The organism is Pseudomonas sp. TH07 (genome assembly GCF_016651285.1).
Classification (GTDB): Bacteria; Pseudomonadota; Gammaproteobacteria; order Pseudomonadales; family Pseudomonadaceae; genus Aquipseudomonas.
The window spans coordinates 4,174,959-4,201,889 of record NZ_JAEKED010000001.1; the positions used below are offsets into that span (position 1 = coordinate 4,174,959).

Annotated in this window: 25 protein-coding genes and 1 pseudogene; 11 read left to right on the plus strand and 15 right to left on the minus strand. The window is 62.0% G+C overall.

What is annotated here, in order from left to right; translation table 11 throughout:
• Nucleotides 1-70: 70 nt before the first annotated feature.
• The 5 genes from JFU57_RS19485 to JFU57_RS19505 form a co-directional block, all read right to left on the minus strand.
• Complete coding sequence (locus tag JFU57_RS19485; RefSeq protein WP_078472646.1) at nt 71-1,168, minus strand: polyamine ABC transporter substrate-binding protein; 1,098 nt, start codon at nt 1,166-1,168, stop codon at nt 71-73.
• A 42-nt stretch (nt 1,169-1,210) separates the two neighbouring features.
• On the minus strand, nt 1,211-2,101 hold the full coding sequence (locus JFU57_RS19490; RefSeq protein WP_020298242.1) for an ABC transporter permease subunit: 891 nt from the start codon (nt 2,099-2,101) through the stop codon (nt 1,211-1,213).
• Nucleotides 2,098-2,979, minus strand: coding sequence for an ABC transporter permease subunit (locus JFU57_RS19495; RefSeq protein ID WP_161955769.1), 882 nt, complete (start codon nt 2,977-2,979; stop codon nt 2,098-2,100). Before JFU57_RS19495 ends, JFU57_RS19490 begins: the two co-directional genes overlap by 4 nt.
• 44 nt (nt 2,980-3,023) lie before the next feature.
• Nucleotides 3,024-4,166 (minus strand): polyamine ABC transporter ATP-binding protein, encoded by a 1,143-nt coding sequence (potA, locus tag JFU57_RS19500; RefSeq protein ID WP_078472644.1) that lies wholly within the window; start codon nt 4,164-4,166, stop codon nt 3,024-3,026.
• 245 nt (nt 4,167-4,411) lie between these two features.
• Nucleotides 4,412-5,173 carry a gamma-glutamyl-gamma-aminobutyrate hydrolase family protein gene (locus JFU57_RS19505; protein ID WP_201130475.1) on the minus strand — a complete coding sequence of 254 codons (762 nt, stop codon included), beginning with the start codon at nt 5,171-5,173 and terminating at the stop codon, nt 4,412-4,414.
• A gap of 267 nt (nt 5,174-5,440) precedes the next feature.
• Between JFU57_RS19505 and JFU57_RS19510 the strand changes: the two genes are divergently transcribed.
• The 4 genes from JFU57_RS19510 (at nt 5,441) to JFU57_RS19525 (ending at nt 10,594) form a co-directional block, all read left to right on the plus strand.
• Nucleotides 5,441-6,817 carry a glutamine synthetase family protein gene (locus JFU57_RS19510; RefSeq protein WP_078472642.1) on the plus strand — a complete coding sequence of 459 codons (1,377 nt, stop codon included), beginning with the start codon at nt 5,441-5,443 and terminating at the stop codon, nt 6,815-6,817.
• A 33-nt stretch (nt 6,818-6,850) separates the two neighbouring features.
• Nucleotides 6,851-8,341, plus strand: coding sequence for an aldehyde dehydrogenase (locus JFU57_RS19515; RefSeq protein WP_201130476.1), 1,491 nt, complete (start codon nt 6,851-6,853; stop codon nt 8,339-8,341).
• Nucleotides 8,342-8,400: 59 nt separating this feature from the next.
• A complete protein-coding gene (locus JFU57_RS19520) occupies nt 8,401-9,681 on the plus strand; it encodes an NAD(P)/FAD-dependent oxidoreductase (RefSeq protein WP_078472640.1) in 1,281 nt (426 codons plus the stop codon).
• Between the two features lie 364 nt (nt 9,682-10,045).
• Nucleotides 10,046-10,594: a cupin domain-containing protein gene (locus JFU57_RS19525; protein WP_078472639.1), complete on the plus strand. Its 549-nt coding sequence runs from the start codon at nt 10,046-10,048 to the stop codon at nt 10,592-10,594.
• 142 nt (nt 10,595-10,736) lie between these two features.
• Here the strand turns inward: JFU57_RS19525 and fabI are convergent, their stop codons facing one another.
• The 7 genes and pseudogenes from fabI to JFU57_RS19555 form a co-directional block, all read right to left on the minus strand.
• Nucleotides 10,737-11,531 (minus strand): enoyl-ACP reductase FabI, encoded by a 795-nt coding sequence (fabI, locus tag JFU57_RS19530; RefSeq protein ID WP_078472638.1) that lies wholly within the window; start codon nt 11,529-11,531, stop codon nt 10,737-10,739.
• 350 nt (nt 11,532-11,881) lie between these two features.
• Complete coding sequence (locus tag JFU57_RS33690) at nt 11,882-12,649, minus strand: methyl-accepting chemotaxis protein (protein WP_421547590.1); 768 nt, start codon at nt 12,647-12,649, stop codon at nt 11,882-11,884.
• A gap of 87 nt (nt 12,650-12,736) precedes the next feature.
• Nucleotides 12,737-13,882 (minus strand): annotated as a pseudogene (locus JFU57_RS33695) (cache domain-containing protein); the annotation flags it as partial.
• A 110-nt stretch (nt 13,883-13,992) separates the two neighbouring features.
• Nucleotides 13,993-14,538, minus strand: a complete 546-nt coding sequence (locus JFU57_RS19540; protein WP_201130478.1) for an AAA family ATPase — start codon at nt 14,536-14,538, stop codon at nt 13,993-13,995.
• A gap of 100 nt (nt 14,539-14,638) precedes the next feature.
• Nucleotides 14,639-15,085 carry an HIT family protein gene (locus JFU57_RS19545; protein WP_078472636.1) on the minus strand — a complete coding sequence of 149 codons (447 nt, stop codon included), beginning with the start codon at nt 15,083-15,085 and terminating at the stop codon, nt 14,639-14,641.
• 111 nt (nt 15,086-15,196) lie between these two features.
• Entirely contained in the window at nt 15,197-15,913 is a 717-nt protein-coding gene (locus JFU57_RS19550; RefSeq protein ID WP_078472635.1) for a lecithin retinol acyltransferase family protein, read from the minus strand.
• Between the two features lie 187 nt (nt 15,914-16,100).
• Nucleotides 16,101-16,541, minus strand: coding sequence for a hypothetical protein (locus tag JFU57_RS19555; protein WP_078472634.1), 441 nt, complete (start codon nt 16,539-16,541; stop codon nt 16,101-16,103).
• A gap of 192 nt (nt 16,542-16,733) precedes the next feature.
• On the opposite strand from JFU57_RS19555, the gene JFU57_RS19560 reads away from it, so the two are divergent.
• Nucleotides 16,734-17,663 (plus strand): PoNe immunity protein domain-containing protein, encoded by a 930-nt coding sequence (locus JFU57_RS19560; protein ID WP_201130479.1) that lies wholly within the window; start codon nt 16,734-16,736, stop codon nt 17,661-17,663.
• 267 nt (nt 17,664-17,930) lie between these two features.
• On the opposite strand, the gene JFU57_RS19565 is transcribed toward JFU57_RS19560, so the two are convergent.
• The gene (locus tag JFU57_RS19565; protein ID WP_201130480.1) at nt 17,931-18,590 is read right to left on the minus strand and encodes a hypothetical protein; all 660 of its coding nucleotides are present in this window, start codon (nt 18,588-18,590) and stop codon (nt 17,931-17,933) included.
• 168 nt (nt 18,591-18,758) lie between these two features.
• The gene (locus JFU57_RS19570) at nt 18,759-19,376 is read right to left on the minus strand and encodes a LysE family translocator (RefSeq protein ID WP_201130481.1); all 618 of its coding nucleotides are present in this window, start codon (nt 19,374-19,376) and stop codon (nt 18,759-18,761) included.
• 64 nt (nt 19,377-19,440) lie between these two features.
• Here JFU57_RS19570 and JFU57_RS19575 point away from each other — a divergent pair, with 64 nt between their 5' ends.
• Complete coding sequence (locus tag JFU57_RS19575) at nt 19,441-20,358, plus strand: LysR family transcriptional regulator (RefSeq protein ID WP_201130482.1); 918 nt, start codon at nt 19,441-19,443, stop codon at nt 20,356-20,358.
• A gap of 143 nt (nt 20,359-20,501) precedes the next feature.
• Complete coding sequence (locus tag JFU57_RS19580) at nt 20,502-21,371, plus strand: GyrI-like domain-containing protein (RefSeq protein ID WP_201130483.1); 870 nt, start codon at nt 20,502-20,504, stop codon at nt 21,369-21,371.
• A gap of 159 nt (nt 21,372-21,530) precedes the next feature.
• On the opposite strand, the gene JFU57_RS19585 is transcribed toward JFU57_RS19580, so the two are convergent.
• The gene (locus tag JFU57_RS19585; RefSeq protein WP_020298223.1) at nt 21,531-22,409 is read right to left on the minus strand and encodes a LysR family transcriptional regulator; all 879 of its coding nucleotides are present in this window, start codon (nt 22,407-22,409) and stop codon (nt 21,531-21,533) included.
• A gap of 129 nt (nt 22,410-22,538) precedes the next feature.
• On the opposite strand from JFU57_RS19585, the gene JFU57_RS19590 reads away from it, so the two are divergent.
• The 4 genes from JFU57_RS19590 (at nt 22,539) to JFU57_RS19605 (ending at nt 26,931) form a co-directional block, all read left to right on the plus strand.
• Nucleotides 22,539-23,417 (plus strand): hydrolase, encoded by an 879-nt coding sequence (locus JFU57_RS19590; RefSeq protein ID WP_078472629.1) that lies wholly within the window; start codon nt 22,539-22,541, stop codon nt 23,415-23,417.
• A gap of 126 nt (nt 23,418-23,543) precedes the next feature.
• Nucleotides 23,544-25,112: an ABC transporter substrate-binding protein gene (locus JFU57_RS19595; protein WP_078472628.1), complete on the plus strand. Its 1,569-nt coding sequence runs from the start codon at nt 23,544-23,546 to the stop codon at nt 25,110-25,112.
• Between the two features lie 11 nt (nt 25,113-25,123).
• The gene (locus JFU57_RS19600) at nt 25,124-26,065 is read left to right on the plus strand and encodes an ABC transporter permease (RefSeq protein WP_078472627.1); all 942 of its coding nucleotides are present in this window, start codon (nt 25,124-25,126) and stop codon (nt 26,063-26,065) included.
• Nucleotides 26,062-26,931 (plus strand): ABC transporter permease, encoded by an 870-nt coding sequence (locus tag JFU57_RS19605; protein ID WP_201130484.1) that lies wholly within the window; start codon nt 26,062-26,064, stop codon nt 26,929-26,931. The genes JFU57_RS19600 and JFU57_RS19605 overlap by 4 nt, the downstream gene beginning before the upstream one ends.

Below are 26,931 nucleotides of genomic sequence, written 5' to 3' on the forward strand. Positions count from 1 at the left end.
GCAAAGGTCGCGGTGGTAAGGCGCGACGGGAACGGAAGTGAGGGGCGCGCCGAGTGCTGGCGCGCCGGGGTTATTTGCCGAGCTTGACCTTGGTCCAGCCACGGGTCATCAGGCGCTGCACGGTGATGGGCTGGTCGGGGATCGCGTACAGGGTGGCGAGCACTTCCTGAGGCGGGTAGGACGCCGGGTCGTTGCGGATCGCTTCGTCCACCAGGGGCGTGGCCGCCGCGTTGGCGTTGCTGTAGCCGACGCTGTTGGTGACCTCGGCGATGATGTCCGGGCGCATCAGAAAGTTCATGAAGGCATAGGCGTTGTCGACGTTACTCGCGTCCCGGGGGATGGCCACCATGTCGTAGAAGCTGCCGGCGCCTTCTTTGGGAATGCTGTAGTCGATCTTCACCCCGTTGTTGGCTTCTTCAGCCCGGGCGCGGGCTTGCAGCACGTCGCCGGAGTAGCCCACGGCCACGCAGATATTGCCGTTGGCCAGGTCCGAGATGTACTTGGACGAATGGAAGTACGCCACCGAAGGGCGGATCTTCATGAACACGTCCTGAGCCTGGGCGATCTGCTGTTTGTCCTGGGAGTTCACCGGGAAACCCAGGTAGTGCAGGGCCGCGGGCAGCATTTCGGTCGGCGAGTCGAGGAAGCTGATGCCGCAGGCCTTGAGCTTCTCGGCGTTCTCGGGTTTGAACAGCAGGTCCCAGGAGTTCAGCGGCGCGTCGGTGCCTAATGCCTGGCGGACTTTTTCCGGGTTGTAGCCGATGCCGATCGAGCCCCACATGTACGGGAAGGCATGGGCGTTGTCGGGGTCGCTGGCGGCGGCGTTTTTCAGCAGCACCGGGTTCAGGTTCTTCCAGTTGGGGAGCTTGGACTTGTCCAGGGGCTGGTAGACCCCGGCCTTGATCTGCTTGGCCAGGAAGCTGTTGGACGGAACCACGATGTCGTAGCCCGACTTGCCGGCCAGCAGCCGCGCTTCCAGGGTTTCATTGCTGTCGAAAACGTCGTAGGTGACGTGGATGCCCGTCTCGGCCTCGAACTTTTTCAGGGTGTCGGGGGCGATGTAGTCCGACCAGTTATAGACGCGCAGCACCTTGTCGTCGGCCTGGGCGCCGCCAGCCATGGCGCCCAACAGGGACAGTGTGAGCAGAGTCCTGCCAAACCTTTTCATGCATCCAACTCCATTTCTTGTTGTGGGGTAAAACGCGACGGCCTAGGCCGTCGCTGGCGTTCGTTGTGGCTGCTTGGGTTGCGCCTGCCAGGTTTCGCTGGCGGTCTGCTCCATGGCTTCCTGGATCGCCCGTTTGCGGTTGGCTTCGGCCTTGCGGCTGAAGTACCAGACCATGAAGGTCACCAGGGACACCGCCAACAGAATCAGGCTGGCCACGGCGTTGATCTCCGGCTTGACCCCCAGGCGCACGGCGGAGAACACCTCCATCGGCAGGGTGGTGGAGCCGGGCCCGGAAACGAAACTGGCCAGCACCAGGTCATCCAGGGACAGGGCGAACGACATCATGCCGCCCGCCGCGAGCGAGGGCGCGATCATAGGGATTGTGATCAGGAAAAACACCTTGAATGGCCGCGCACCGAGGTCCATGGCGGCTTCTTCGATGGACAGGTCCAGCTCCCGCAGGCGCGCCGAGACCACTACCGCAACATAGGCGGCGCAGAACGTGGTGTGGGCGATCCAGATGGTCACCAGGCCGCGCTCCATGGGCCAGCCGATCATCTGTGCCATGGCCACGAACAGCAGCAACAGCGACAGGCCGGTGATCACTTCGGGCATCACCAGGGGCGCGGTCACCAGGCCGCCGAACAGGGTCCGGCCCTTGAAGCGGGTGACCCGGGTCAGCACGAAGGCGGCGAGGGTGCCCAGGGCCACGGCGGCCACGGCGGTGTAGCAGGCAATCTCCAGGGAGCGCGCCACCGAGCCCATCAGTTGGGTGTTGTCGAGCAGGCCCAGGTACCACTTGAACGACCAGCCGCCCCAGACCGTCACCAGCTTGGAGGCGTTGAACGAGTAGATCACCAGAATCAGCATCGGCAGGTAGATGAACAACAAGCCGAGCACCAGCATCAGGGTCGAAAAACTGAAACGCTTCATGCCCGTGCCTCCATTTCTTTGGCCTGGCTGCGGTTGAACAGCAGGATGGGAATAATCAGGATCGCCAGCATCACCACCGCCAGGGCGGACGCCACCGGCCAGTCGCGGTTATTGAAGAACTCCTGCCACAGCACGCGGCCGATCATCAGGGTTTCCGGGCCGCCCAGCAGTTCCGGGATCACGAACTCGCCGACCACCGGGATGAACACCAGCATGCACCCGGCAACGATGCCGTTCTTGGCCAGGGGCACGGTGATTTTCCAGAAGTTGTTGAAGTTGCTCGAGCCCAGGTCCGAAGCCGCTTCCAGTAGGCTCTGGTCGTGCTTGACCAGGTTGGCGTACAGCGGCAGCACCATGAACGGCAGGTAGGCGTAGACCACGCCGATGTACACCGCGGTGTTGGTGTTGAGGATTTCGATCGGGCTCGAGGTCAGGCCGCTCCACATCAGGAAGGCGTTGAGCAGGCCGTTGTTGCTGAGGATGCCCATCCAGGCATAGACGCGGATCAGGATCGCGGTCCAGGTCGGCATCATGATCAGCAGCAGCAACACGTTTTGCGCTTCCTTGCGCGCCTTGGAAATCGCATAGGCCATAGGAAAGCCGATCGCCAGGCACATCAGGGTGCTGAGCAGGGCAATCTTCAACGAGCCCAGGTAGGCCGAGATGTACAACTCGTCGGCGCCCAGCAGGCTGTAGTTGCCCAGGTTCAGCAGCACCTGGAGTTTCTGGTCGACGAAGCTGTAGATCTCCGAGTAGGGCGGAATTGCCACCGCCGCTTCGGAGAAGCTGATTTTCATCACCAGGAAGAACGGCAGCATGAAAAACAGGAACAGCCAGAGGAAGGGAATGCCGATCACCAGCTTGCGACCGCTGGGCAGCACACGGATCAACGCCTGATTGAAAGTGCTCATGGTCGAAGTACTCATGCCCGCAGTACCACGCCGCTGTCGTCTTCCCACCACACGTACACCGTGTCGTCCCAGGTCGGCCGGGCGCCACGGCGTTCGGCGTTGGCCATGAACGACTGAACGATCTTGCCGCTGGGCAACTCGACGTAGAACACCGAGTGGCCGCCGAGGTAGGCGATGTCATGCACCTTGCCCTGGGACCAGTTGTAGCTGTTCTCGGGTTTGACGGTGCTGACCAGCATTTTTTCCGGGCGGATGGCGTAGGTCACCGACTTGTCCTGCACCGAGGTGCTGACCCCGTGACCGACGTAGATAGGCTGTTCCAGCTCGGGGCAGTGGATGATGGCGTGGCCTTCGAGGTCTTCGACCACGGTGCCGTCGAAGGCATTCACGTTGCCGATGAACTCGCACACCAGACGGCTCACCGGGGCTTCGTAGATGTCCACCGGGCTGCCGATCTGGGCGATCCAGCCCAGGTGCATGATGGCGATGCGCTGGGCCATGGTCATGGCCTCTTCCTGGTCGTGGGTCACCATCACGCAGGTCACGCCCACGCGTTCGATGATCTCCACCAGCTCCAGTTGCATCTGCGAGCGCAGCTTTTTATCCAGGGCGCCCATGGGTTCGTCGAGCAGCAGCAGTTTCGGGCGCTTGGCCAGGGAGCGGGCCAGGGCCACGCGCTGGCGCTGGCCGCCGGAGAGCTGGTGGGGTTTGCGCCGGGCGTACTGGGTCATGTGCACCAGCTTGAGCATTTCCTCGACCCGGGCCTCGATCTCGCTGGCCGGCAGGCGATCCTGCTTGAGGCCGAAGGCGATGTTCTGGGCCACGGTCATGTGCGGGAACAGGGCATAGGACTGGAACATCATGTTGATCGGCCGTTCATAGGGCGGCATATCGGTGATGTCCACGCCATCCAGCAGGATGCGGCCTTCGGTGGGCCGTTCGAAACCGGCGAGCATGCGCAGCAGGGTGGACTTGCCGGAACCGGAACCGCCCAGCAGGGCGAAAATCTCGCCCTGGTGGATCTCCAGGGACACATCGTCCACGGCCACGGTTTCATCGAACTTCTTGGTCACGCGGTCGATCTTCACCAGCACCTTTTGTGGTTGCTGATGACCTTCCAGAGCCTTGCGATAAATGCTGGAGGCGTTTGCCATGTGAAACTCCCAACAGGTCGTCGGGCCAATGCGGCCTGACTTAATAAGGTTGATTGCAAACCTGCACCGTCAGTGCTGTGCAGATTTATTCGGCGCCGCCGTCCTGGCTGCCTGGCCTTGCTTGTTGTTGTTCAGGTATTGCCGTTCACGCCGCACGACGGGCGCACGGAAGTGCGCGCGCCGGGTGGGCAGGGCGTGTCAATCGGTGACTCGGGTGCTTGCAACCCTGTGCGGGCTGCCTTGGGTTAAAGGCGCTGACGCTGCGCGGCACGGTGCCGGCAGGCATCGCCAAAGGCCTGGAAAATGCTCAGGTAGGCCGGGTTCGACAGGACCTGCCATTCCGGGTGCCACTGCACGCCGAAGGCAAACGCCTGGCTGTGCTCCACGGAAACGGCTTCGATCAGGCCATCCGGGGCCACGGCCTCGACCCGCAGGCCATCGCCCAGGCGGTCGATGCCCTGGCTGTGGATCGAGTTGACCTGGATCTCGCCGGCCAGGCCCATGGCCTCGAACGCACCGCCGGGCTGGATCGCCACCGGGTGCGCCGGGGCGTACTGGACTTCGAGGCGCGGGTCGTCGGCTTCGCGGTGGTCCATATAGCCCGGCAGTTCATGCACCTTCTGGTGCAGGCTGCCGCCAAAGGCCACGTTCATTTCCTGGAAGCCACGGCAGATACCGAGGACCGGCACGCCGGCCTCTACCGCCGCCCGCAACAGGGGCAGGGTGGTGGCGTCGCGCTGCGGGTCATGGGCGGTGCCCGGCGCGCTGGGAGTGCCTTGATAGTGGAAGGGTTCGACATTGGATGGCGAGCCGGTAAACAGCAGGCCATCGACGTAGCGCAGCAGATCCTTGATCTCGCAGAGGTCCGCCAGGGAAGGGATGATCACCGGCAGCCCCAGGGCCGCGACGCCGACAGCACGCAAGTACTTGTCGCCGCTGACATGGTAGGGGTGCAGGCCAATCTCTTTGACGCACGCAGTAACACCGATCAATGGCTTGAGTGCCATTTTTATCACCTCGAAATTCACGCTGGAACGAGTTTTTCCAGAGCTTATCCTCGTTGATTTTAATTAACAACTTTCCTGTAAAAAATTATAAACACCGCATGGCGTGATCAGGCTGATTAGCGGGGTGTGCGCCCTGTATCGGCCTGATTGGTGTCAATATAATTAACGAAATACCCCAGGTGTTCGCTATTGACTTCACTTTGCCTTTCGGATTGACTGCTGTCACGAAACAGCTTTGAACATAATAATTAACACAATAGGTGCATCATGTCGGTCCCACTGCGTGCCGTTCAGCTCAACGAAGCCAACGCCTTTCTGAAAAAACATCCTGAGGTCCTGTACGTCGATCTGCTGATTGCAGACATGAACGGCGTGGTGCGCGGCAAGCGCATCGAACGCACCGCGCTGCACAAGGTGTACGAAAAAGGCATCAACCTCCCGGCCTCGTTGTTCGCCCTGGACATCAACGGCTCCACCGTGGAAAGCACCGGCCTGGGCCTGGACATCGGCGACTCCGACCGCATCTGCTACCCGATCCCGGACACCCTGAGCATCGAGCCCTGGCAGAAGCGCCCCACCGCGCAGCTGTTAATGACCATGCATGAACTCGAAGGCCAGCCGTTCTTCGCCGACCCGCGGGAAGTGCTGCGTCAGGTGGTGAGCAAGTTCGACGAACTGGGCCTGACCATCTGCGCCGCGTTCGAGCTGGAGTTCTACCTGATCGACCAGGACAACGTGAACGGTCGCCCGCAAGCGCCGCGCTCGCCCATCTCCGGCAAGCGCCCGCATTCGACCCAGGTCTACCTGATCGATGACCTCGACGAATACGTCGATTGCCTGCAAGACATCCTTGAAGGCGCGAAAGAGCAGGGCATCCCCGCCGACGCCATCGTCAAGGAAAGCGCCCCGGCGCAGTTCGAGGTCAACCTGCACCACGTCAGCGACCCGATCAAGGCCTGCGACTACGCGGTACTGCTCAAGCGCCTGGTGAAAAACATCGCCTACGACCACGAGATGGACACCACCTTTATGGCCAAGCCCTACCCGGGCCAGGCCGGTAATGGCTTGCACGTGCACATCTCGATCCTCGACAAAAAGGGCAACAACATCTTCGCCAGCGAAGACCCCGAGACCAACGACGCCCTGCGCCACGCCATCGGCGGCGTGCTGGAAACCCTGCCGGCGCAGATGGCGTTCCTCTGCCCCAACGTCAACTCCTACCGCCGTTTCGGCGCGCAGTTCTATGTGCCGAACTCGCCGAGCTGGGGCATCGACAACCGCACCGTGGCCGTGCGCGTGCCGACCGGTTCGGCGGATGCCGTGCGCATCGAGCACCGAGTGGCCGGCGCCGACGCCAACCCCTATCTGCTGATGGCCTCGGTACTGGCCGGTATTCACCATGGCCTGACCAACAAGATCGAGCCGGGGGCGCCGGTCGAAGGCAACTCCTACGAGCAGAACGAGCAAAGCCTGCCCAACAACCTGCGTGACGCCCTGCGCGAGCTGGACGACAGCGAAGTCATGGCCAGGTACATCGACCCGCTGTACATCGACGTGTTTGTGGCGTGCAAGGAAAGTGAGCTGGCCGAGTTCGAGAATTCGATTTCCGACCTTGAGTACAACTGGTACCTGCACACGGTCTGACGGCCCTCCCACTTTTTGCGTTGAGCACTGCATATGACCAAGCATCGCAATGACTGGGAGCAGTACTTCCAGTCCCTGAGCCTTGAAGGCCGGGCCTTTATCGACGGCGAGTACCGCTGGGCCGAAAGCGGCGAGACCTTTGACAGCATCAGCCCGGTGGACGGGCGGTTTCTGGCCCGGGTCGCCAGCACCGATACCGCCGACGCCGACGCGGCGGTGGGCGCTGCACGCCAGGCGTTCGAATCCGGGGTCTGGCGCTTGCAAGCCCCGGCGGCGCGCAAGCGGGTGCTGCTCCGGTTCGCCGAGCTGATCCTCGAGAATCAGGAAGAACTGGCGCTCCTGGAAACCCTGGACATGGGCAAGCCGATCGGCGATTCCATGGCCATCGACGTGCCGGCCACCGCCAACGCGATCCGCTGGAGCGCCGAGGCCATCGACAAGCTCTACGACGAAGTGGCGCCCACGCCCCACGACCAGTTGGGCCTGATCACGCGGGAACCCTGCGGCGTGGTGGCAGCCATCGTGCCGTGGAATTTCCCGATGATCATGGCCAGCTGGAAGTTCGCTCCGGCCCTGGCGGCGGGTAACTCGTTCATCCTCAAGCCTTCGGAAAAGTCGCCGTTGACCGCCATTCGCCTGGCCCGGCTGGCACTCGAGGCCGGCATTCCCCCGGGCGTGTTCAACGTGCTGCCGGGCTACGGCCACACCGTCGGCAAGGCCCTGGCCCTGCATATGGATGTGGACGTGCTGGCCTTTACCGGTTCCACCGGGGTGGCCAAGCAACTGCTGGCGTATTCCGGCCAGAGCAATATGAAGCGGGTGTGGCTGGAGGCTGGCGGCAAGAGCCCCAACGTGGTGTTCGCCGATGCCCCGGACCTGCGCGCCGCAGCAGAAGCGGCAGCGGCCGGGATCGCCTTCAACCAGGGCGAAGTCTGCGTGGCCGGTTCGCGGCTGCTGGTGCAGCGCTCGATCCGCGAGGCATTTATTCCGTTACTGGTGCAAGCGCTCCAGGCCTGGAAGCCGGGGCACCCCCTGGACCCGGCGACCAAGGTCGGCGCGGTGGTCGATCAGCGGCAACTGGACAACGTATTGCGCTATATCGAGATCGGCAAGGAGCAGGGCGCCCAGCTATTGGTCGGCGGCCAGCGTACCCTGCAGGACACGGGCGGGCAGTACGTGGAGCCGACGATTTTCGACGGCGTGACCAACGCCATGACCATCGCCCGCGAAGAAATCTTCGGCCCGGTGTTGTCGCTGATCAGCTTCGACACCGAAGAAGAAGCGCTGGCGATCGCCAACGACAGCATCTTCGGCCTGGCGGCTGCGGTGTGGACCGCCAACCTCAGCCGCGCCCACCGCTTCGCCCGGGGCCTGCGCGCCGGCAGCGTGTGGGTCAACCAGTATGACGGCGGCGACATGACCGCGCCGTTCGGCGGCTTCAAGCAGTCGGGCAATGGCCGCGACAAGTCGCTGCACGCCTTTGACAAGTACACCGAGCTCAAAGCCACCTGGATCAAGCTCTAAGCCCTAATAACAACGGCGATTGCCGGCCTGCGCCGGCCAGTCGCCCGGGAGTCCGAACCATGCAACCTCATGTAAACAGCTACTACGCCGCGACCCGCAACCACACCGGCGACTTCCCCGTCCTTGAAGAACTGGTGGAGTGCGATGTCTGTGTGATTGGCGCCGGTTATACCGGCCTGTCGTCGGCGCTGTTCCTGGCTGAAGCCGGCTACAGCGTCACCGTGCTCGAAGCAGCCAAGGTCGGCTTCGGCGCCAGCGGGCGCAACGGCGGGCAACTGGTCAACTCCTACAGCCGTGACGTGGATGTGATCGAACAGCGCTACGGTGAAAAGAGCGCCGAAATCCTCGGCAGCATGATGTTCGAAGGCGCCGATATCATTCGCCAGCGCATCCAGCACTACGACATCCAGTGCGACTACCGCCCGGGCGGGATCTTCGCCGCGCTGAACAAAAAGCAGCTCAAGGGCCTGGCTGAACAGAAAAGCAGCTGGGAGCGCTACGGCAACCGCAATCTGCAACTGCTCGATGCCAAGGACATGGCGCGTGAAGTGGGCTGTGACAACTACGTTGGCGGCCTGCTGGACAAGCAGGGCGGCCACGTCCACCCGCTGAACCTGGCCCTGGGTGAAGCCAGCGCCATCATCGGTCTGGGCGGCAAGATCTTCGAGCAATCGGCGGCCGAGGAAATCACCTACGGCGAACCCAACGTGGTGCGCACGGCCAAGGGCGTGGTCCGGGCCAAGTACCTGCTGATCGCCGGCAACGCCTACCTGCCGCAAAACCTCGACCCACGGGTGACCCGCAAAAGCATGCCTTGCGGTTCGCAGATCGTGGTCACCGAGCCGCTGTCGGAAAAAGTCGCGCGCAGCCTGATCACTAACAATTACTGCGTCGAAGACTGCAACTACCTGCTCGACTACTATCGCCTGACCGCTGACAACCGGCTTCTGTATGGCGGTGGCGTGGTCTATGGCGCCCGCGAGCCGGACGACATCGAGCAACTGATCCGGCCGAAGATCCTCAAGACCTTCCCGCAGCTGAAAGACGTCAAGATCGACTACCGCTGGACCGGCAACTTCCTGCTGACCATGTCGCGCATGCCGCAGTTTGGCCGTATCGAAAAGAACGCCTACTACATGCAGGGCTACAGCGGGCACGGTGTCACCTGTTCGCATTTGGCGGGCAAGCTGATCAGCGAAGTGATCCGTGGTGACGCCGAACGCTTCGACGCCTTTGCCTCACTGCCGCACATGCCGATGTTCGGCGGCCGCACCTTCCAGGCCCCGCTGACGGCCATGGGCGCCGCCTACTACGCCCTGCGCGACCGCTTCGGTATCTGACGCCACCGCCCTCCAGTGCTGAGCGCTTCCTGTGGCGAGGGAGCTTGCTCCCGCTGGAGGGCACAACCCTCCCAAACCCGGCGACCGCGATCAACCCAAACAACCCGAGCGCCTGATTGACGACCGCCTCGCGGCCGAGCGGGAGCAAGTTCCCTCACCACAAAAAGGCAGGGTTTCAGGGGGCTGTAGCCCGCGCCAACCCAGCCCGAAATCCCCCCGTCATTCCCCTCATCGCCAGTCTTTACAGCACCTGTGTCAAACATGTTTAAATAGCCGCCTTTCAGGCTCCAGGGGCAGCCAAATCGCGAAGTTCGCGACCCAACCGCCGCAAAATACCCTTAAGTTCCTCTCACATAAGGCTGTTATGGACACGGGCACCCGACTCAAACTCGTTCGCGAAAGCTACAAACTCTCCCAGCGCGAGCTGGCCCGTCGTAGCGGCGTGACCAACGCCACCATCTCCCTGATCGAACAGAATCGCGTCAGCCCCTCCGTCAGCTCCCTGAAAAAGCTGCTGGAAAGCATCCCCATGTCCCTGGCGGACTTTTTCACCTTCGACCAGCCGCCCCGCGAACACCAATACATCTTCCGCGCCAACGAACAGCCCGACCTGGGCCGCGACGGCCTGCGCCTGCTGCTGGTGGGCGCACCGATCCCCAGCCGCCAGATGCGCTTTCTGCGGGAGCAATACGCCCCCGGCGCCAGCTCCGGCGAAGAACCGATCGTGCATGCCGAAGGCGAGGAGTGCGGTCTTGTCACCCGTGGCACCGTCGAGCTCACCGTCGATGGCCAGGTCAGCATATTGAATCCGGGGGATGGCTATTACTTCCCCACAACCTTGCCCCACAGGTTTCGCAATATCGGGCAGGATGAGGCGGAAATCATCAGCGCGAATACGCCGGCGAACTTCTAGGTAGGGTTGGGCAGGGCTTCTGTGGCGAGGGAGCTTGCTCCCGCTGGGGCGCCCGGCGCCCTCAATCCAGGCACCGCGCGATCAGGCATGCCACGTGCCTGACGGGAATGCCGCTTCCACCTGAAGCGGCACATCCCTTGGGTCAATCGTCCAGGTTGCCCATGGCCGTGGTGTTGAACCCGCCATCCACGTACATGATTTCCCCGCTGATACCCGAGGCCAGGTCCGAGCAGAGGAAGGCACCGGCGTTGCCGACTTCTTCGATGGTCACATTGCGCCGCAGAGGCGTTTGCGCTTCGTTGGCGGCGAGCATTTTGCGGAAGTTCTTGATCCCGGAAGCGGCGAGGGTGCGGATCGGGCCCGCCGATACCGCGTTGACGCGGGTGCCTTCCGGGCCGAGGCTGCCGGCCAGGTAGCGCACGCCGGCTTCCAGGCTGGCCTTGGCCATGCCCATGACGTTGTAGTTGGGCATGGTGCGTTCGGCGCCCAGGTAGGACAGGGTCAACAGGCTACCGTTACGGCCCTTCATCATCGGCCGCCCGGCCTTCGCCAGGGCGATAAAGCTGTAGGCGCTGATGTCGTGGGCAATGCGGAAGCCATCGCGGGTGGTGGCTTCGGTGAAGTCGCCGTCCAACTGGTCGCCAGGCGCAAAGCCCACCGAGTGCACGATGCAGTCCAGTGCATCCCATTGCTGGCCCAGCTTTTCGAAGACCTGGGCGATCTCCTCATCGCTGGCCACATCGCAGGGGAAGCACAGCCCCGGGTTGGAGCCCCACTCAGTGGCGAACTCCTCCACGCGCCCGCGAAGCTTTTCGTTCTGGTAGGTGAAGGCCAGCTCGGCGCCTTCGCGATGCATGGCCGCGGCAATGCCCGATGCAATGGATAACTTGCTGGCGACACCGACGATCAGAACGCGTTTGCCCGTGAGAAAACCCATGTGTTGCTCCTTGAAAATTCGCTTTTTACTGCCGCTGCCGGGCGCTTTCAGTAGGCCTTGAACAGCGGCGCATAATCCGAGGCATGAGCACTTCAGGCCTCGGTTCGACTGCTGGAAATCATGCGCAGGCGAGTCGGTTTCCAGGCTCTGCGCCTATGTCGGCCCAGGGAATGGGCGGCATGGGGCGAGAGCCGGGGATCGCGCAACAGGAATATGACGGACGAAATCTGTGCTGAGTTACATGGCTTGCGTTCGCAGGCGTTCAGCAGGAGGAGCCGGCGGCCCTGCAACCGATGCCTGATGACCAGGCACGTTTTGCAGCACCCGCCGGTGACAGGGGGAAGGGCAACCTACGACTTGAACCGCCCCACCAGGCCATTCAACTCTTCCGAGAGTTGCGACAGCCGACCCGAATCTTCCTGCGCCGAATGGGCCAGGGTTTCCACCAGTCGCGCTTCGTCGTAGATCTGCTGGATGTGGCGGTTGATCTCTTCGGCAACGCTGTGCTGTTCCTCGGCGGCGGCGGAGATTTGCAGGTTCTGGTCCCTGATTTCATTGACCGACAGCTGGATGCCTTCAAAGCTGTCACGGGCATTTTCGATGGACGACACGCTGGCGCGGGACAGGTCGAGGCAGCTTTCCATCTTCTGAGAGACTTCCTGGGTCTTGCTGCCGAGGGTGCCCAGCAGTTGGTCGATTTCCCCGGTGGAGTCGGAGGTGCGCTTGGCCAGGGCCCGCACCTCGTCGGCCACCACCGCAAAGCCGCGCCCTTGATCGCCGGCCCGGGCGGCCTCGATGGCTGCGTTCAGGGCCAGCAGGTTGGTCTGTTCGGCGATGGCGCGGATGGTGCCGAGGATCTGGTTGATGCTGCGGCTACCGGCTTCCAGCTCGACCATGGCCTGGGACGACTCGGTCAGGCGGCTGCCCAGGCGGTTGACGTTTTCCGTGGTCAGCTCGATCTGCTGTTTGCCCTCGGCCACCCGACGGTGCCCGCTCTCGGCGGATTCGGCGGCATTGCTGCACGAGCGGGCCACTTCGTTGGCGGTGGCGACCATTTCGTTGAAGGCCGTGGACACCAGCTCCACCGCCTCACGCTGACGCCCGGCGGCGTCGTTCATGTTGTGGGCCACCTCGCTGTTGACCCGGGACGCATCCTGCAGATTGGTCGAGGCGGCGCCGATGTGCTGGATCAGTTGGCGGATGGCGGCCAGGAACTTGTTGAACCAGCCGGCCAGTTCCGCGGTTTCGTCCTTGCCCTGGACCACCAGGTCCCGGCGCAGGTCGCCCTCGCCCTGGGCGATGGACTGCAAGCCGGTGCTGACCTGGCCGATGGGCTTGACGATGACTTTGGAGAACGCCGCCGCCAGCAGGGCGAAGATCAGTGCCAGCACCACCACGATAATGGCGGTGAGGTAGGTCATGCGCGTCGCCGCAGCCATGACTTCGCTGTACTCGATCAGGCCGATGTAGCGCCAGCCCAGGCCCGGTGACGTCCAGATATTGGCCATGTAACGCACGCCATCGATTTCCACCTCGGTGGAGCCCTGCGGGGTGGCCGCCAGGTGCGCATAGGCCGCGCCCAGGTCCTTGAGCTGCTTGAAGCTGTGCTTGGCGTCGCGCGGGTCGACCAGCACGGTGCCGTCTTCGATCAGCATCACGTAGCCGCTTTCGCCGAGCTTGATGCTCTTGACCAGTTCCGTGAGGTTTTTCAGGGAAACACTGACCACGAACACGCCCTTGGCTTTGCCGGCGTTGTCGAGCAGGGCCCGGGCGGTGCCGACCAGGGCCACATCGTCCTTGTCGTAGTAATAGGCGGGGGTGCGCACGGTTTGCCCCGGGCTTGCCATGGCGGCCTTGTACCACGGGCGTGCACGCGGGTCGTACTTGGCCAGTTGCGGGTCGTCCGGCCATTTGGCGTAGGTGCCGTCCTCCAGGCCGATGGACAGGATCGCCGCCGCCGGGTGGGTCTTGCCAAAGCGCGCAAACTGCTCAATGACCTGTCGGGCTGCTTCAGGCAGGGGCTGGCTGGCGGCATCGGCGGCCTGGTAGTCCTTCAGGCTGGCCACTGAGGTGTATACAGGATCGGCCGCCATCTGATCGACGTTCTGCTGGCTGGCGTCGAAAAACTGCCGGATATTGCCGTCAATCTGGCGGATTTCCCGGGTGCTGCCATCGATGAATTGATCCACCGCCTGGGTCCGGGTGTTGAGCACGGAAATCAGCGCCACCAGGCTGACCGGGATAAAGGCGACTGAGACGAACGCAAGCACGAGCTTATTTTTTATTTTCATGACGACAACCATCAGCGGGGAGGGCAGCGCAAATGGCCGAAAAATAAACTGCGTGGCCATGTGCTATCACTGTTATGTCGGCCCGAGCGGGGTAAATCTTTAACCGTTTTTTGTGTACAACCCGTGCGGCACGCCTGCGGAACGGGTTCAGGCCTGGTACCCAGGGCGTTTCAGCGATTCGCGGTGGCCGTCGACGAGGCACGGCTGGGCAGGCCCGCCAGGTACTGGCGAATCTGCCGGGTACCCCGCAGGCGAACCACCGGAATGCCTGGGCCGATGGCCTGGCGCGCGGCTTCGATCCCGGGCCGTTGGCGCCGATCAAAATTCCACACGTAATTCAGAAAGCCCAGGAACTCCCGGTCCAGCTTCTCGCTGCAGCCCGCTGGAAGATCGGACCGCGGGCGGTTCAACAGGCTGCGCAACAGCACCCGACGCCAGCAAGTCAGGCGCGGCGTGTCGAGCCAGATGATCAGGTCGGCGCGGGGCAGCCGCAGGTCGAAGGTGCGTCGCGCATAGTTGCCTTCACACACCCAGGCGTCCGCCGCCACTGCCTGGCGGACCCGGGTGCGAAATGTCTCGGCATCCGGTTCGACCCAGCCGGCCTCCCAGAACAGCGTATCCAGGTGCACCACGGGAAGGCCCAGGCGCGCGCCCAATGTTCGCGCCAGGGTCGATTTGCCGCTGCCGGAGTTGCCCAAAATCACGATGCGTTGCATGAGCCGGTCCTTGCTGCAAAAAAGCCGGCGATTGTAATCACCTTGGCGGGGCGGGTCACTGCGCCGTTCAGTCGGGCAGGGTGAGGGCCGAGCAGGCTGATCAGGCGCTTGGGTTCGACGCTTGCAGTAGGTGGGCGATTTGCTTGCGCAAGTCGCCGTGGGTTTCCTCGGCGTAGGGAATGGCGGTTTTCCAGTCGTAGAACCAGGCCGGCATCTTGCGCTTCTGTTCCGGCTCCGAGGCGTAGCGGGGGAAAATATGGCAATGCAGTTCGGGCTCGGAGTTGCCGAGGATTTCATAGTTCATGCGCAGGGCGCCGGTGGCCGCCAACACCGCGTCCCCCATGCGCGCCATGTCCAGCAGATAGGCGGTGCGGGCCTCGATGCTCAGGTCGTTCAGGCTGGCGACGACCGGGTCGGGCAACAGCAGGCAATAGCCCGGCAGGAACTGCACATCGCCCATGACCGCCCAGCCCGAGGGCATCCGGCAAATGACTTTATCGTTGGCTCCATGGCGTGCGAGCGCTACACGTTGCGAGATCAGTGACATGCATCGTCCTTAATGAGGGGCACCAGGGGTGATGGGGCGCTGCCTTCGGTGCGGGTTCTGAAAAAAGCCGCCTATTCAACCACCCAATTCGGCAGCGGGCACCGCCCGCGTTCAATCCACCAACCAATCCCAGAGTCGACCGGCCGCGTAGGCCGCGCCCGCCGCCAACGCAATGGTTGCAACGGCCGGGGCGAGCGCCGCGCCGCTGGCAATGCCCGCTGCGCCAAGCCCTGTGGCGGCCAGGCCGGAAACGCCGCCCGTGCCGATCAGGCCGGTTGCGGTGCCTACAGCGCCCCTGGCCAGGGTTTGGCCGACCAGGGAGCGAGCAGCCTGATTGGCGATGGTTTTGCTCGCTTGCCCGGTAATCAGATTGCGCGCAGCGGCCGTTGTCCCCTTGGCGGCCAATGAGGTTACTGCCTGCTTCGCCGCATCCTCGGCGGCTTTGCGTGTAAACAGCTGCGAGGCCAGCGCCGCGCCGACACGCATGCTCGCGGCCTCGACCTGCGCGCTGCTGTGCAGGTCGGTGACGCACCAATTGGCAAAGTGCTCGCAGTTGTTGAACAAGATGTTGTACTGATCTTCACCCAGTCGGGAGCGCGCACGCCGGCAAATGGCGGGGCCGCTGAAATAGGTTTTCTTGTAGGTTCTGATCCGCGGTTTCTTGTCCTGGCAGAACGCCGCAAGGCTGGTGGACTCGATGCAGCCCTTGTCGATGCCCGAGGCCATGCCGGAATAATGGATTACACGCTTTCTACCGACGTAAATCCCGTGGTGGGTGTACACGCCTCGACCGACAACCAGATGGGTTCCAGTGGGGTAAGTATCCATGTAAGGCTCCACATTCAATGTTTGGCGTGAGGGTGTGGGACTGCATCGACGGCCTTTTTACCTGGCGGCACGCGGTGCAGTAAAGCGGTCTTTGGCAGATTCCGGGGCTGGGATCGTTCGCTGATCGGGGTTGGCGGCAGAAGGTCCATTGCTGTGTCGATACACGCGCTGGCCGCCAGCGCCTGGGTCAGGTATTGGCCAAAAAGGCCTGTGCCTCGCCGGCCTCGCATTTCCAGTCGGCGAACACACCCACCAAGTGGCAGTTCGGGCAGTAGCAGCCGATGTAGTACCAGCGCACATCATTGCTTTGCGGGTAGAGCGCCACGGCTGACAGCAGATGGAACGCATCGCCGTCGCAGATGCACTCGTGGCTTTCCAACTCGGCCTCGCTGGCATAGAGCTCGCTGTCGCCCATCCAGTGTTCGGCACCGCACTGGGTGCAAGTGCGGCGGGCGGCACCGGCGTTTTCATCGCTGGCAAGGCGGAATGCCTGGCTGCCGCAGGGGCACGCCGCATGCCGGAAGCCAGCGGCCGGGTAGCGGTTGCGCGTGCTGTACCTGAGCACCTCGGCCTCGGTGTCGTGGGCGCTGGTGCCGTACCAGTACTTGCCCTTTTTTTGCACTGCCATGGATTGATCCTTATCTGGCCTGGCGCTGGAAAGTCGCTACCAGCGCGAACGGGGAGTATGAAAGGGCGGCGCGCAGGGGCTTGTCAACCAGGCCATGTCCCTGTCGCCTGGTGCGTGACCCGTGGACAGCGTGACTGATGCTTTGATAGCGTGCCGCCGGCCAATCGCAGCCACGTTTAGCAGGGAAGACCGGTGATCACGGACAAAAGACAAACATTCTTGAGCGCAGCACGCTTCGACAACTTCTTTATCAACTACCGCAAGAGCGTGTGCTTCTTTGAAGAAAACACCTTCCAGGCCGACTCCGAGGCCCAGGAAAAGTCCGTCAGGGCCCGCTATTTCCAAAAGCTGATCTTCAAGGAAATCCTCATCCGCTACACCGCGGGTGATGCCATCGAATCCTTGATCCCCTTGCTGGAAACCCTGGTCGACAGCTACGAAGGGCTGCAGCGGCAATTGGCGATTTACCAGGGCATCCCCAACATCACCCCGCTGACCATCGACGACTGGCTCGACCAGTACGAAGAGTGCGTCCAGGTCTTCAGCCTGTGCATCCTGCTGCACCGCACCGACCTGCTGCAGCGCTTTGTCGCCCTGATCGACCCCGCCGGTTACGCCGGCGACGACACCCTCTACGAAGACTTGCTGTGCAAGCTGCTGCCTGAGCGCTATGACGTCGATCGTTGGTACCACGACCTCTACACCCCGCTGGTCCAGGCCATTTATGAAGAAGACCCGACCCAGGCCGCCACGCTGTTGCAGCAATACTGCGACGCCTGGTACCCGGCGTTCGAGCAGGCGCCCTGGCACGACAGCCACCTGCAAGGGGATGAGGGCAGCTACTGTGGGTACTGGGCGCTGGAGGCGGCGGCGGTGGCGTTTCTGTATGGGATCGATGACGGCGCGATTGAGTCGATGGTCTATCCCCGGGACCTGGTGGCCTACGCCAGGGATGTTCGGCCAGCTGATACGGGGCGGGTGGCGCCTTTGCCGGCGGGCCAGGCCTGTAGTCGGACGGGGTATTGGTTTGCGCCGCTGGAGACTGAGACGCGCGAGTATTTTGAGTCGGGGGAGGTGATGCCGCAGAGCGGTGGCGTTTGGTATTGGGTGGGGGAGGAATAGGGGGTGTGGATGACTGAGGTGAATCCACGGTCGAGATTTTTTCAGGGCGGCTAAGGGGGGCTCGGCGTGAGCTCGCTCTTGTGATTGGAGCGAGGCTGATTGCCGGGCACACCCGTTGGGTGCCCGCCGCCCTTTGTAGATGTAGCGTTTGAATAGGTGGTTTAGTCAGGGCAGATAAAATGCGTTACGGCTTGATCCACACCAACCCGGAAAGCCCCGCCGGGTGCTGTCCACCTCCGGCGAGGGCCCGATATGTTCCGCTGATCATCAGCACCCGGGCGCTTTGAGCTCCGAGCCGATTGTGACGGCAGTGACCGGCACGTTTTCAAAGGCCTTCTGCGCGATGGAGGCGTATTTCTGGTCGCAGTTGAAGCGCGTTTCCATCACGTAGTCATCGCCTTCGGCCTTGCGCATGTGAGACTCCCACTGGCCGGAGGCGTCAAGCGCTGCATCCGATACCAGGACCACCTCCAGCAGGACTTCTCTGAATCCGACGGCATGGGGGCCTTCCCAGTGGGCGTAGAACGAAGGATCTGCGGCATTGCCGCACATGCTCAGGCAGTCGGCGGAGAAGCTCAGGCCACCACCGGACGAGGCGGTAAATGCACCGACGGTGAGGGGTTTGCCTGGAGCGGGAGCGTAGGTGCCGACGAACTGGGTCAAGTCAGCCTGGCATTTTGGCGTCAGTTCCAGGCGCAGCTTGCTGACTTTGCCGCCTTCTACCGTGGCGGTGATGTCACAACCCTGGACTTTGAAATGGTGATCGTTGCCGTTGGACTCCCGGGGAATGCCGGCTACCGATTCAAAGTAACGCTGATTGGTGCCCAACATGTCGCCGGTAAAGACTTCAGCAACGGAAGCGGCATGGGCAGTGTTGAGCGACATGGCCAGTGTTGAGGCGAGAAGGCTGAATAGCACCTTGTTCATAAGCGAGTCCTTTCAATGGGCGACCAGAACCCGTGGTCATCATCAAGTGGGTTCGGGGGCGGGAGTGTAGCAGGCGGCGGTTTTGCAGTAATGAGTACATTCATGCTCACGACAGAGTGCCGTTAGTTGGGCAACAGGGCGTTGTCTCTGCTCAAGGGCCGAGGCCACTCAAGCGGAACGCTGAGTGATGGTCAGGAATATGCCGAAGCTCACAAGCAGGCCGCCAAACCCTCGGTCAATCCATTGCCGTGATGCCATCAACGTCTCGCGCATTTTTCCGCTTGAGAAGCACAGCGCGACCAGGCTGAACCAGGCTATGTGCGCACTCGCGATGAACAGACCGTATGCCACTTGCACCGTCATCGCGGTATCCGGTCGTACTACGCCCATGAACAGGCTGACGATGAAGATCGATGTTTTGGGGTTCAACGCGTTGGTGAGAAACCCCGTGCGCAGGGCGGCCAGATCCGAGATTGCCGGTGGCGGTACGTTTGGCTGTTCGCTCGCCGGCTCGGAACGGATCATCTTGATTCCCAGGTAGACCAGGTAAGCAGCACCCGCGAGCTTGAGCGCATTGAACAGCCAGGGCGTCTGCTGCAGGACCCACCCGAGCCCGAGCAGTGTGTAGCAAATGTGGACCAGAACCCCCGCGCCGATTCCCACTGCGGTCAGCAAGCCAGCCCGGCGAGACAGCAGCAATCCGTTGCGGGAAACCATGGCGAAGTCTGGCCCCGGGCTGATGCAGGCGAGTAGGGTAATGGTGATCACTGCTATCCATTCGCTCATGCTGAGCCCTTGCGTTGTTATGATGGAAAGCAATGTTTACAGATCATATTCCTGGGCACTAACGATGATTTCTGATGAAAATGATGACTCAAGCTCACGAATCGGTGAGGCGCGAATGCCTTCTCTGCTTGCATTGCGTTGCTTCGAGTCAGCCGGACGCTTCGAGAGCTTTGCCCGCGCCGCCCGCGAACTGCACCTGACGCCCGGCGCCATCAGCCGTGCCGTACGTTTGCTTGAAGAGGACCTGGGCGTTGATCTGTTCGAGCGCCGCAGCCGCAGGGTCTATTTGACGCACGCGGGAAAGCGCCTGGCGAACGCAGTGAGTGAGGGGCTCGGGATAATGAGCCAGGCAGTTCGCGAGATACGCACCGAAGCCCGGCGTACTCGGGTGCTTGTCCTGTCGTGCGAGCCAACGTTGTTGATGCGCTGGTTGATCCCTCGATGGAGCGACTTCCAACAAAGACATCAAGGGCAGGACATCCACCTGGTAGCCGGCGGTGGTTGTTTTTCGTTTGACCAGGGCATAGACCTGGCCATTCGCCGCGACGATTTTCCTCGGCCGCCCACCTACCATGCCGAGACACTGTTCACTGAAAAGGTTGGCCCTGTATGCCGGCCCGAGAAGGTCGGCCAATGGTTTGGCAAAGCCAGAAAGAGCCTGAGCCCCACGGCGCCATTGCTGCAGACCGCCAGCAGGCCTGACGCCTGGCAGGAGTGGGCCGGTGCAAGTGGACTCAGTCTTTGCGTGGCGCAGAGGCAGTCTTTCGAGCACTTCTATTTCAGCATCCAGGCGGCGGTCGCGGGCCTGGGGGTTGCCATCGGTCCGTGGCATCTGGTGCGCGATGATGTTCAGAGCGGTGTCTTGGCCGCACCGCTGGGATTTGTCGAGGATGGCTCGCGCTATTGCCTGTTCTCTCCCGCAGCGCTCAAGCAGGGCAGCCTGGAAATGGATCTGCTCAAATGGTTGCAGACAGTGGAATGAGGTGCGGCGTGCTTCAGCGACCCGCCGGCCAGACACAGGCATCGCGGCCCACCCCCAAAACGTAGCTTGAGCAAACGCGGCTAGGCGTGTTGATGCGGCGATAGACGACTCTATTGGCGACCGAACTTCCAGGAGCTTTTCCAGTGTCAGACGTGCCGATCCATTTCGCTTACACAACACGTTTCAACGCCGTACTCGCCTACATTGACGCCAATCTTGAAGGTGACCTGTCGGTGAAGACGTTGAGCCAGGTGGCGAACTTTTCGGCGTTTCACTTCCATCGGCAATTCACCGCGTTCGTTGGCGTGCCTGTCTCACGTTATGTGCAACTGATGCGACTAAGGCGCGCGGCACATCGCCTGGCCGCCGCTGCGGATCACTCGGTACTGGAGGCCGCGCTTGGTGCCGGCTTTGAAAGTCCCGAGGCATTTTGCCGGGCGTTCAGAAGGGCGTTCGGTATGACGCCCAGCGCGTTCAGGAAGGAACCGAACTGGCAGGTCTGGAATGCGGTCTTCGCCATCCCTCACTTTTCTAGGACGATCATCATGCAAGTACGAATCGTAGATTTCCCTGAAGTCACAGTCGCAGCGCTTGAGCACTGCGGACCCGCCGGGCTGGTCAATGAGAGCGTGGGCAGGTTTATCAAATGGCGTATGCAGAGCGGCCAGTCGCCGGTGGCATCGAGTCGCACCTTTGGCATTCCCTACAACAACCCCGATACGACACCTGCCCACGCATTCCGCTTCGCAATCTGCGGCGAGATTCACGAGGCCGTGGCGCCGAATGAGTTCGGCGTGCACGAAATGGTCATTCCGGCCGGTCGCTGCGTCGTGGTGCGACACACCGGGTCGCCGGATCACATCGGCGAAACGATCTATCCGATTTACCGCGATTGGCTCCCGGCCAGTGGCGAGGAACTGCGTGATCATCCGCTGTTCTTCCACTACCTGAGCGCCTACCCCGAGACACCGCAGGATCAATGGCAAACGGACGTGTACGTTCCGCTGCAATAGCGGAACAGGCGGCTTTTAACCCTGAACGGGCGTTGACGAATGTCTGTTCAGGGGCGAAAGGTGCTTGCTTCGCAAGTGCGGGACGTTCTTCCAGAGGGACAGGGGCGCAGTTCACGGCCTTTCCCGATGGCAGGCACTCATGACCACACCAAGGAAGAATTACTGGGACACCGCCGACATCAGCAACTTGCGAATTTCCCCGGTAATCGCACTTTTGGTGCCTTGTTCCAATATCCCCACCCGGCGTACTGCCAGGTCGCCCGGCAATGGCAGCACCCGCAGGCTTGGGTCTTTGTGCCAGTCGAAATTTTTCAGCAGCGGCACAATCGCCACCCCGACTTGCTGGCGCACCAGATCGGCGATTCCGATGATCGAGTTCAGCTCCAGAATCTCCAGCGGTTCTACCGATTCACTCTTGATGATCGACTGCACCTTGCGACCCACTGCCGTGGACCTGTCGTAGCGAATAAACGGCTGGGTTCTCAGCAACTCCACCGCGTCGTTGATGCCGGCGGTCTGCGTGGCATTGGCGAGCATGACGATGGGTTCGTTGTAGAGCAGGGTCCAGCTCAAACCACTGAAGTTTTGCCGCGCAGTCTCGATCAGCAGCGCGGCGTCGAGTTTGGCGGCTTGCACCAGGTTGACCACTTCGTCGGAACGGGCGGTCATCAGGTTGACCGAGATCCGGGGGTGCAGTTTTTTCAGTTGCACCAGGCAATTGGCGAGCAGGCCCATGCCAGAGGTGATGCCGCCGATCGACACTTCGCCCTCCATGGCCTCGCCATCGGGGGCTTCGGCGATCATTTGTTCGTAGTCCGCCAGCAGGCGCTTGGCCTTGGGCAGCAATAACACGCCGTCGCGGCTCAGCTTGATCTGCCGCTGACTGCGGTCGAACAGCGGGCGGCGCATTTCTTCTTCGAGTGCGCGCATTTGTTGGCCGACGGCGGCGTTGGTCAGTGCCACGCGGTCGGCAGCGGCGGCAAAGCTGCCGTACTCGGCGACGGCGATAAACGTCTTGAAAAAGCGAATGTTGCTCATGGGTCAACTCGCAACCAGGGGTAGGGTGTGATCGTAAAGGTTTTGTTTGCTCAGGCTAAAGTTTAATTAGTTTTTCTTTTTATAGCGCCCGGCCAATACTCAAGTCCGAACTGACTCGGCGAACTTTCCATGAGCAATCCAGATACCCATCCAGACACCAACACCATCGACGCGGCCTTGCGTGCGGCCAAAAACGTGTATCACCTCGGCGCTACCACGGTGTACTCGCACCACGAGGACAGCCGTTTTGCCTACACCCTCTATGTGCCTGAAACCATCGAAGACAGCTCCCGGCCAGTGGACCTGGTGGTGTCGCTGCACGGTTCGACCCGTGCGATGGAGATTTATCGCAATGGCTTCGCGGAGTTTGGCCGCTGGAACGATTGTGTGATCCTGTCGCCGCTGTTCCCGGTCGGCGTGCTGGGTGACAGCAATGGCGATGGCTACAAGCAACTGGTCGAGGGCGATATCCGTTACGACCAGGTGTTGCTCGACATGATCGCCAGCGTCGGCAAGCGCTACGGGCGGCGCTTCGATACCTTTGCGCTGTTCGGCTATTCCGGCGGCGGGCAATTCACCCACCGGTTCTGCTACCTGCACCCGGAGAAACTCTGGGCGGCGTCCATCGGTGCGCCGGGCTCGGTGACCTTGCTGGACGCCGAGCAGGACTGGTGGGTCGGCGTGCGGGACTTCGCGACGCGCTTTGGCAAACCGTTGAACCTGCAAGCCTTGCAGCAACTGCCGGTGCACATGGTGGTCGGCGATTCAGACCTCGAAACCTGGGAAATCACCCACCGCGAAGGGGGCAAGCACTACATGGCCGGTGCCAACGCGGCCGGACGCACGCGCCCGGAGCGCCTGGCCAGCTTGAAGGCGAGTTTCGAAGCCGCCGGCGTGCACGTGCACTTCGACCTGCTGCCCAACGTCGCTCATCAGGGCATCAAGGCCATGCCGGCTGCCCAGGACTTCTTCGCCAAGGTGTTGCGCCGCAAGCGCAGCCTTGGCTGATACACCGTTGGTAGATGCACTCAGAACAGGCCGTATAACAATAACCAAGGATTCACTCATTCTGATGCCGGTCCTGCCTTGGCCCTCGCCACTGACCGGAAAATTTCTTCAAGGAGTCTTTCTCCCGTGAATAGTTACGTAAAGACGGCCCTGGCCGTCGCGATGTCGGCGTGCACCTTTTCCATGGCCGTCGCGCAAGACAAGGTCATCAGCGTGGGTCTCAATGGTGATATCCGCAGCACCGACCCGGGCGTCAACCGTGACGACAATACCGATGCGGTGATGATGCATATCGTCGAAGGGTTGGTGGCGTATCGCGAAGACACCAGCATCGCGCCGATGCTGGCCAGTGCCGTCGCGATATCGCCAGATGGCCTGCGCTACACCTTCAGTCTGCGAGACGGCGTGCACTTCCAGAATGGCCAGCTGTTGACGGCCAAGGATGTGCAATGGACCTGGCAGCGCTACCTGGACCCCAAGACCCAATGGCGTTGCCTGGCGGAGTTCGACGGGCGTGGTGCTGCCAAGATTGTCGATGTCGCCACCCCTGACCCAAAAACCGTGGTGTTCACGCTGGACCAGGCCAACGGCTTGTTTCTCGCCGCGATGGCTCGCCCGGATTGCGCCGGCAGCGGCATCCTGCACCCGGACTCGCTGGCCGCCGATGGCAGTTGGCGTGCGCCGATTGGCACCGGGCCGTTCACCCTGGGCAAATGGCAGAAGGGCCAGTACGTCGAACTGGATCGCTTCAAGGAATACACGCCGCGTGCCGAGGCCGAGGCGGACGGGTACACCGGCAACAAGCAGGCGTTTGTCGACAAGGTGCGTTTCGAGGTGATCCCCGATTCGGCCTCGGCCAAGGCCGCACTGCTCTCGGGTGGCGTCGACCTGTTGCCGGACGTGACGGCGATGGACGCCGCGCAACTCAAGCAGGTCAAGAATCTGCAGATCCAGGTCAGCCCGATCATGACCATCAGCGGCCTGCTGTTTCAGACCCGTGACCCGTTGCTCAAGGACGTGCGCATTCGTCGCGCGGTGGCGTTATCCCTGGATTACGCGCAGATGGTGGCGGCCTTGTCCGATGGCTTGTCGGTGGTCAACAACTCGGTCATCCCCACCGCCAGCCCGTACTACGACGACACCGCGCACCAGGGCTACACCTACAATCTCGATGAGGCGCGGCGCCTGTTGAAAGAGGCCGGTTACGGCGGCGAAAAAATCCGCATGCTGGTCAACAAACGCTACCCGCAGATGTTCGACATGGGTTTGCTCAGCCAGGCCATGACTCAGGCGGCGGGGCTGAATATCGAGATGGAAACCCTGGAGTGGGGCACGCAGTTGGAGCGCTACCAGACCGGCAGCTACCAGATGATGTCGTTCTCCTACTCGGGGCGTTTCGATGCGGCGCAGAGCTACGAATCAGTGATTGGCGACAAGCAGAAAGAGCCGCGCAAGGTCTGGGACAACCCCGAAGCCTTGGCGATATTGCGCGAGGCCCAGCGTGAAGTTGACCCCGCCAAGCGCCAGCCGCTGTTCGACAAGCTGCACACCTTGATGCTCAAGGATGTACCGATGGTGGTCATCTACAACGGCACCGCCATCGGCGCCATGGGCAAGCGCGTTGAAGGTTATCGCTCCTGGCCCGTTGCCAAGCCGCGCCTGTGGGGCGTGAAGCTGGCCGACACTTCCAAGTAAGGCGTACCGCTATGTTTCGATTCATATTGCACAGGCTCGGCATGGCGGTGCCGACCCTGCTGTTGATCTCGGTAATTGTATTTGCCTTGATTCGCCTGATCCCCGGCGACCCGGCGTTGCTGATGCTGGGTGATATGGCCGACCCGCAAAGCCTCGCCGACATGCGCAGCAGCCTGGGGTTGGACCACTCGGTGGTGACCCAGTACCTGATCTGGATCAAATCGGTACTCAGTGGCGATCTCGGGATGTCCATCAGCAGCCGCCAGCCGGTAGTGGAGTTGCTGATCGAACGCTTCAGCGTCAGCGCCACAGTGGTGCTCGTCGCGGTGTTACTGGCGACCCTGCTCGCGGTGCCGGTGGGTCTGCTCGCGGCCTGGAAGCAAAACAGCGCGCTGGACTTGGGCCTGGTGGCTACGGCGACCTTGCTGCTGTCGGTGCCGAGTTTCTGGTTGGGCTTGTTGTTGCTCTATGTGTTTGGCATTCAGCTCGGCTGGTTGCCGGTGATCGGTTACGTCGGCTTTGCCAGCGACCCGATGAAAGCGCTGACCTATGTGGTGCTGCCGATCATCACCCTGACCCTGGTGGAGTTCGGCGCGATTGCGCGGATGGCGCGGGCCAGCACCATCGAAGTGCTGCGCCTGGAGTACATCGCCCATGCGCGGGCCAAGGGGTTGTCGGAGGGGGCGGTGCTGTGGAAACACGCTCTGCGCAACGCTTTTGCGCCCACCTGGACCTTGATTGGCCTGATTCTCGGCAATTTGCTCGGCGGCATTGCGGTACTGGAAACCGTGTTCACCTTGCCCGGTATTGGCCGCCTGATGGTCGATTCGATCTTCTCCCGTGACTACCCGGTGCTGCAGGGTTGCCTGCTGCTGGTCACCTGCATCTACGTGTTGGTCAACCTGTTGGTGGATCTGTTGTATCCGCTGTTCGATCCAAGGGTGAAGCTATGAACCTCAAGACTCCTGCCTTGCCCACAGGGCTGGATGCCCAGCCGCGACGTGCCTGGCGTTACCCGCCGTTGAATGCGTTGATCGGCGGCAGCCTACTCGCGGCACTGGTATTGCTGGCGTTGCTCGGCGTGGTGTGGACACCTTTTGACCCGCTCAAGCTGGACCTGTTGTCGCGCCTGCACGCGCCCAATGCTGTGCACTGGCTGGGCACCGACGAATTCGGCCGTGACGTGTTCAGCCGATTGATCATTGGTGCACGCACCAGCCTGTGGATCAGCCTGCTCTCGGTGAGCGTGGCGGTTATCTGCGGCACGGTAATCGGTATGCTTGCCGGCTACCTGCGCGGCTGGACCGACCGCGTGCTGATGATGCTCAACGATGCCCTGCTGGCGTTTCCGGGCATTCTCATGGCCCTGGGCATCATGGCAATCGTTGGTGCCAGCCAGTACGGCATCGTGCTCGCCCTGGGCATTGCCTATACCCCGTCAGTGGTGCGGGTAGTGCGGGGCAGTGTGTTGTCGTTGCGTGAGCTGGAGTTCATCGAGGCGTCTCGGGTGATCGGCAACTCCGAGCTGTACACCATGTTCCGCCATATCACCCCCAACTGCCTGGCGCCGCTGTGCGTGCTGGGCACCAGCATGTTCGGCTGGGCGTTGCTCTCGGAGAGTGCGCTGAGCTTCCTTGGCCTGGGCGTACCGCCGCCGGCCGCGACCTGGGGCAGCATGCTCTCGGCGAGCCGCACCTACATCTCGACGGCACCGTGGCTGGGGATCTTCCCGGGCATTTTTATCAGCCTGACGTTGCTGGCTATCAATCTGTTCGGCGATGCCTTGCGTGATCGTCTCGACCCGCGCATGAGGAAATGA

What these genes read in the sequence shown, in the direction of transcription:
- JFU57_RS19485 (WP_078472646.1), bottom strand. Translation starts at nt 1,168, where the DNA reads ATGAAAAGGTTTGGCAGGACTCTGCTCACACTGTCCCTGTTGGGCGCC.
- JFU57_RS19490 (WP_020298242.1), bottom strand. Translation starts at nt 2,101, where the DNA reads ATGAAGCGTTTCAGTTTTTCGACCCTGATGCTGGTGCTCGGCTTGTTG.
- potA (WP_078472644.1), bottom strand. Translation starts at nt 4,166, where the DNA reads ATGGCAAACGCCTCCAGCATTTATCGCAAGGCTCTGGAAGGTCATCAG.
- JFU57_RS19505 (WP_201130475.1), bottom strand. Translation starts at nt 5,173, where the DNA reads ATGGCACTCAAGCCATTGATCGGTGTTACTGCGTGCGTCAAAGAGATT.
- JFU57_RS19510 (WP_078472642.1), top strand. Translation starts at nt 5,441, where the DNA reads ATGTCGGTCCCACTGCGTGCCGTTCAGCTCAACGAAGCCAACGCCTTT.
- JFU57_RS19515 (WP_201130476.1), top strand. Translation starts at nt 6,851, where the DNA reads ATGACCAAGCATCGCAATGACTGGGAGCAGTACTTCCAGTCCCTGAGC.
- JFU57_RS19520 (WP_078472640.1), top strand. Translation starts at nt 8,401, where the DNA reads ATGCAACCTCATGTAAACAGCTACTACGCCGCGACCCGCAACCACACC.
- JFU57_RS19525 (WP_078472639.1), top strand. Translation starts at nt 10,046, where the DNA reads ATGGACACGGGCACCCGACTCAAACTCGTTCGCGAAAGCTACAAACTC.
- fabI (WP_078472638.1), bottom strand. Translation starts at nt 11,531, where the DNA reads ATGGGTTTTCTCACGGGCAAACGCGTTCTGATCGTCGGTGTCGCCAGC.
- JFU57_RS33690 (WP_421547590.1), bottom strand. Translation starts at nt 12,649, where the DNA reads ATGAACGACGCCGCCGGGCGTCAGCGTGAGGCGGTGGAGCTGGTGTCC.
- JFU57_RS19540 (WP_201130478.1), bottom strand. Translation starts at nt 14,538, where the DNA reads ATGCAACGCATCGTGATTTTGGGCAACTCCGGCAGCGGCAAATCGACC.
- JFU57_RS19545 (WP_078472636.1), bottom strand. Translation starts at nt 15,085, where the DNA reads ATGTCACTGATCTCGCAACGTGTAGCGCTCGCACGCCATGGAGCCAAC.
- JFU57_RS19550 (WP_078472635.1), bottom strand. Translation starts at nt 15,913, where the DNA reads ATGGATACTTACCCCACTGGAACCCATCTGGTTGTCGGTCGAGGCGTG.
- JFU57_RS19555 (WP_078472634.1), bottom strand. Translation starts at nt 16,541, where the DNA reads ATGGCAGTGCAAAAAAAGGGCAAGTACTGGTACGGCACCAGCGCCCAC.
- JFU57_RS19565 (WP_201130480.1), bottom strand. Translation starts at nt 18,590, where the DNA reads ATGAACAAGGTGCTATTCAGCCTTCTCGCCTCAACACTGGCCATGTCG.
- JFU57_RS19570 (WP_201130481.1), bottom strand. Translation starts at nt 19,376, where the DNA reads ATGAGCGAATGGATAGCAGTGATCACCATTACCCTACTCGCCTGCATC.
- JFU57_RS19575 (WP_201130482.1), top strand. Translation starts at nt 19,441, where the DNA reads ATGATTTCTGATGAAAATGATGACTCAAGCTCACGAATCGGTGAGGCG.
- JFU57_RS19585 (WP_020298223.1), bottom strand. Translation starts at nt 22,409, where the DNA reads ATGAGCAACATTCGCTTTTTCAAGACGTTTATCGCCGTCGCCGAGTAC.
- JFU57_RS19590 (WP_078472629.1), top strand. Translation starts at nt 22,539, where the DNA reads ATGAGCAATCCAGATACCCATCCAGACACCAACACCATCGACGCGGCC.
- JFU57_RS19600 (WP_078472627.1), top strand. Translation starts at nt 25,124, where the DNA reads ATGTTTCGATTCATATTGCACAGGCTCGGCATGGCGGTGCCGACCCTG.
- JFU57_RS19605 (WP_201130484.1), top strand. Translation starts at nt 26,062, where the DNA reads ATGAACCTCAAGACTCCTGCCTTGCCCACAGGGCTGGATGCCCAGCCG.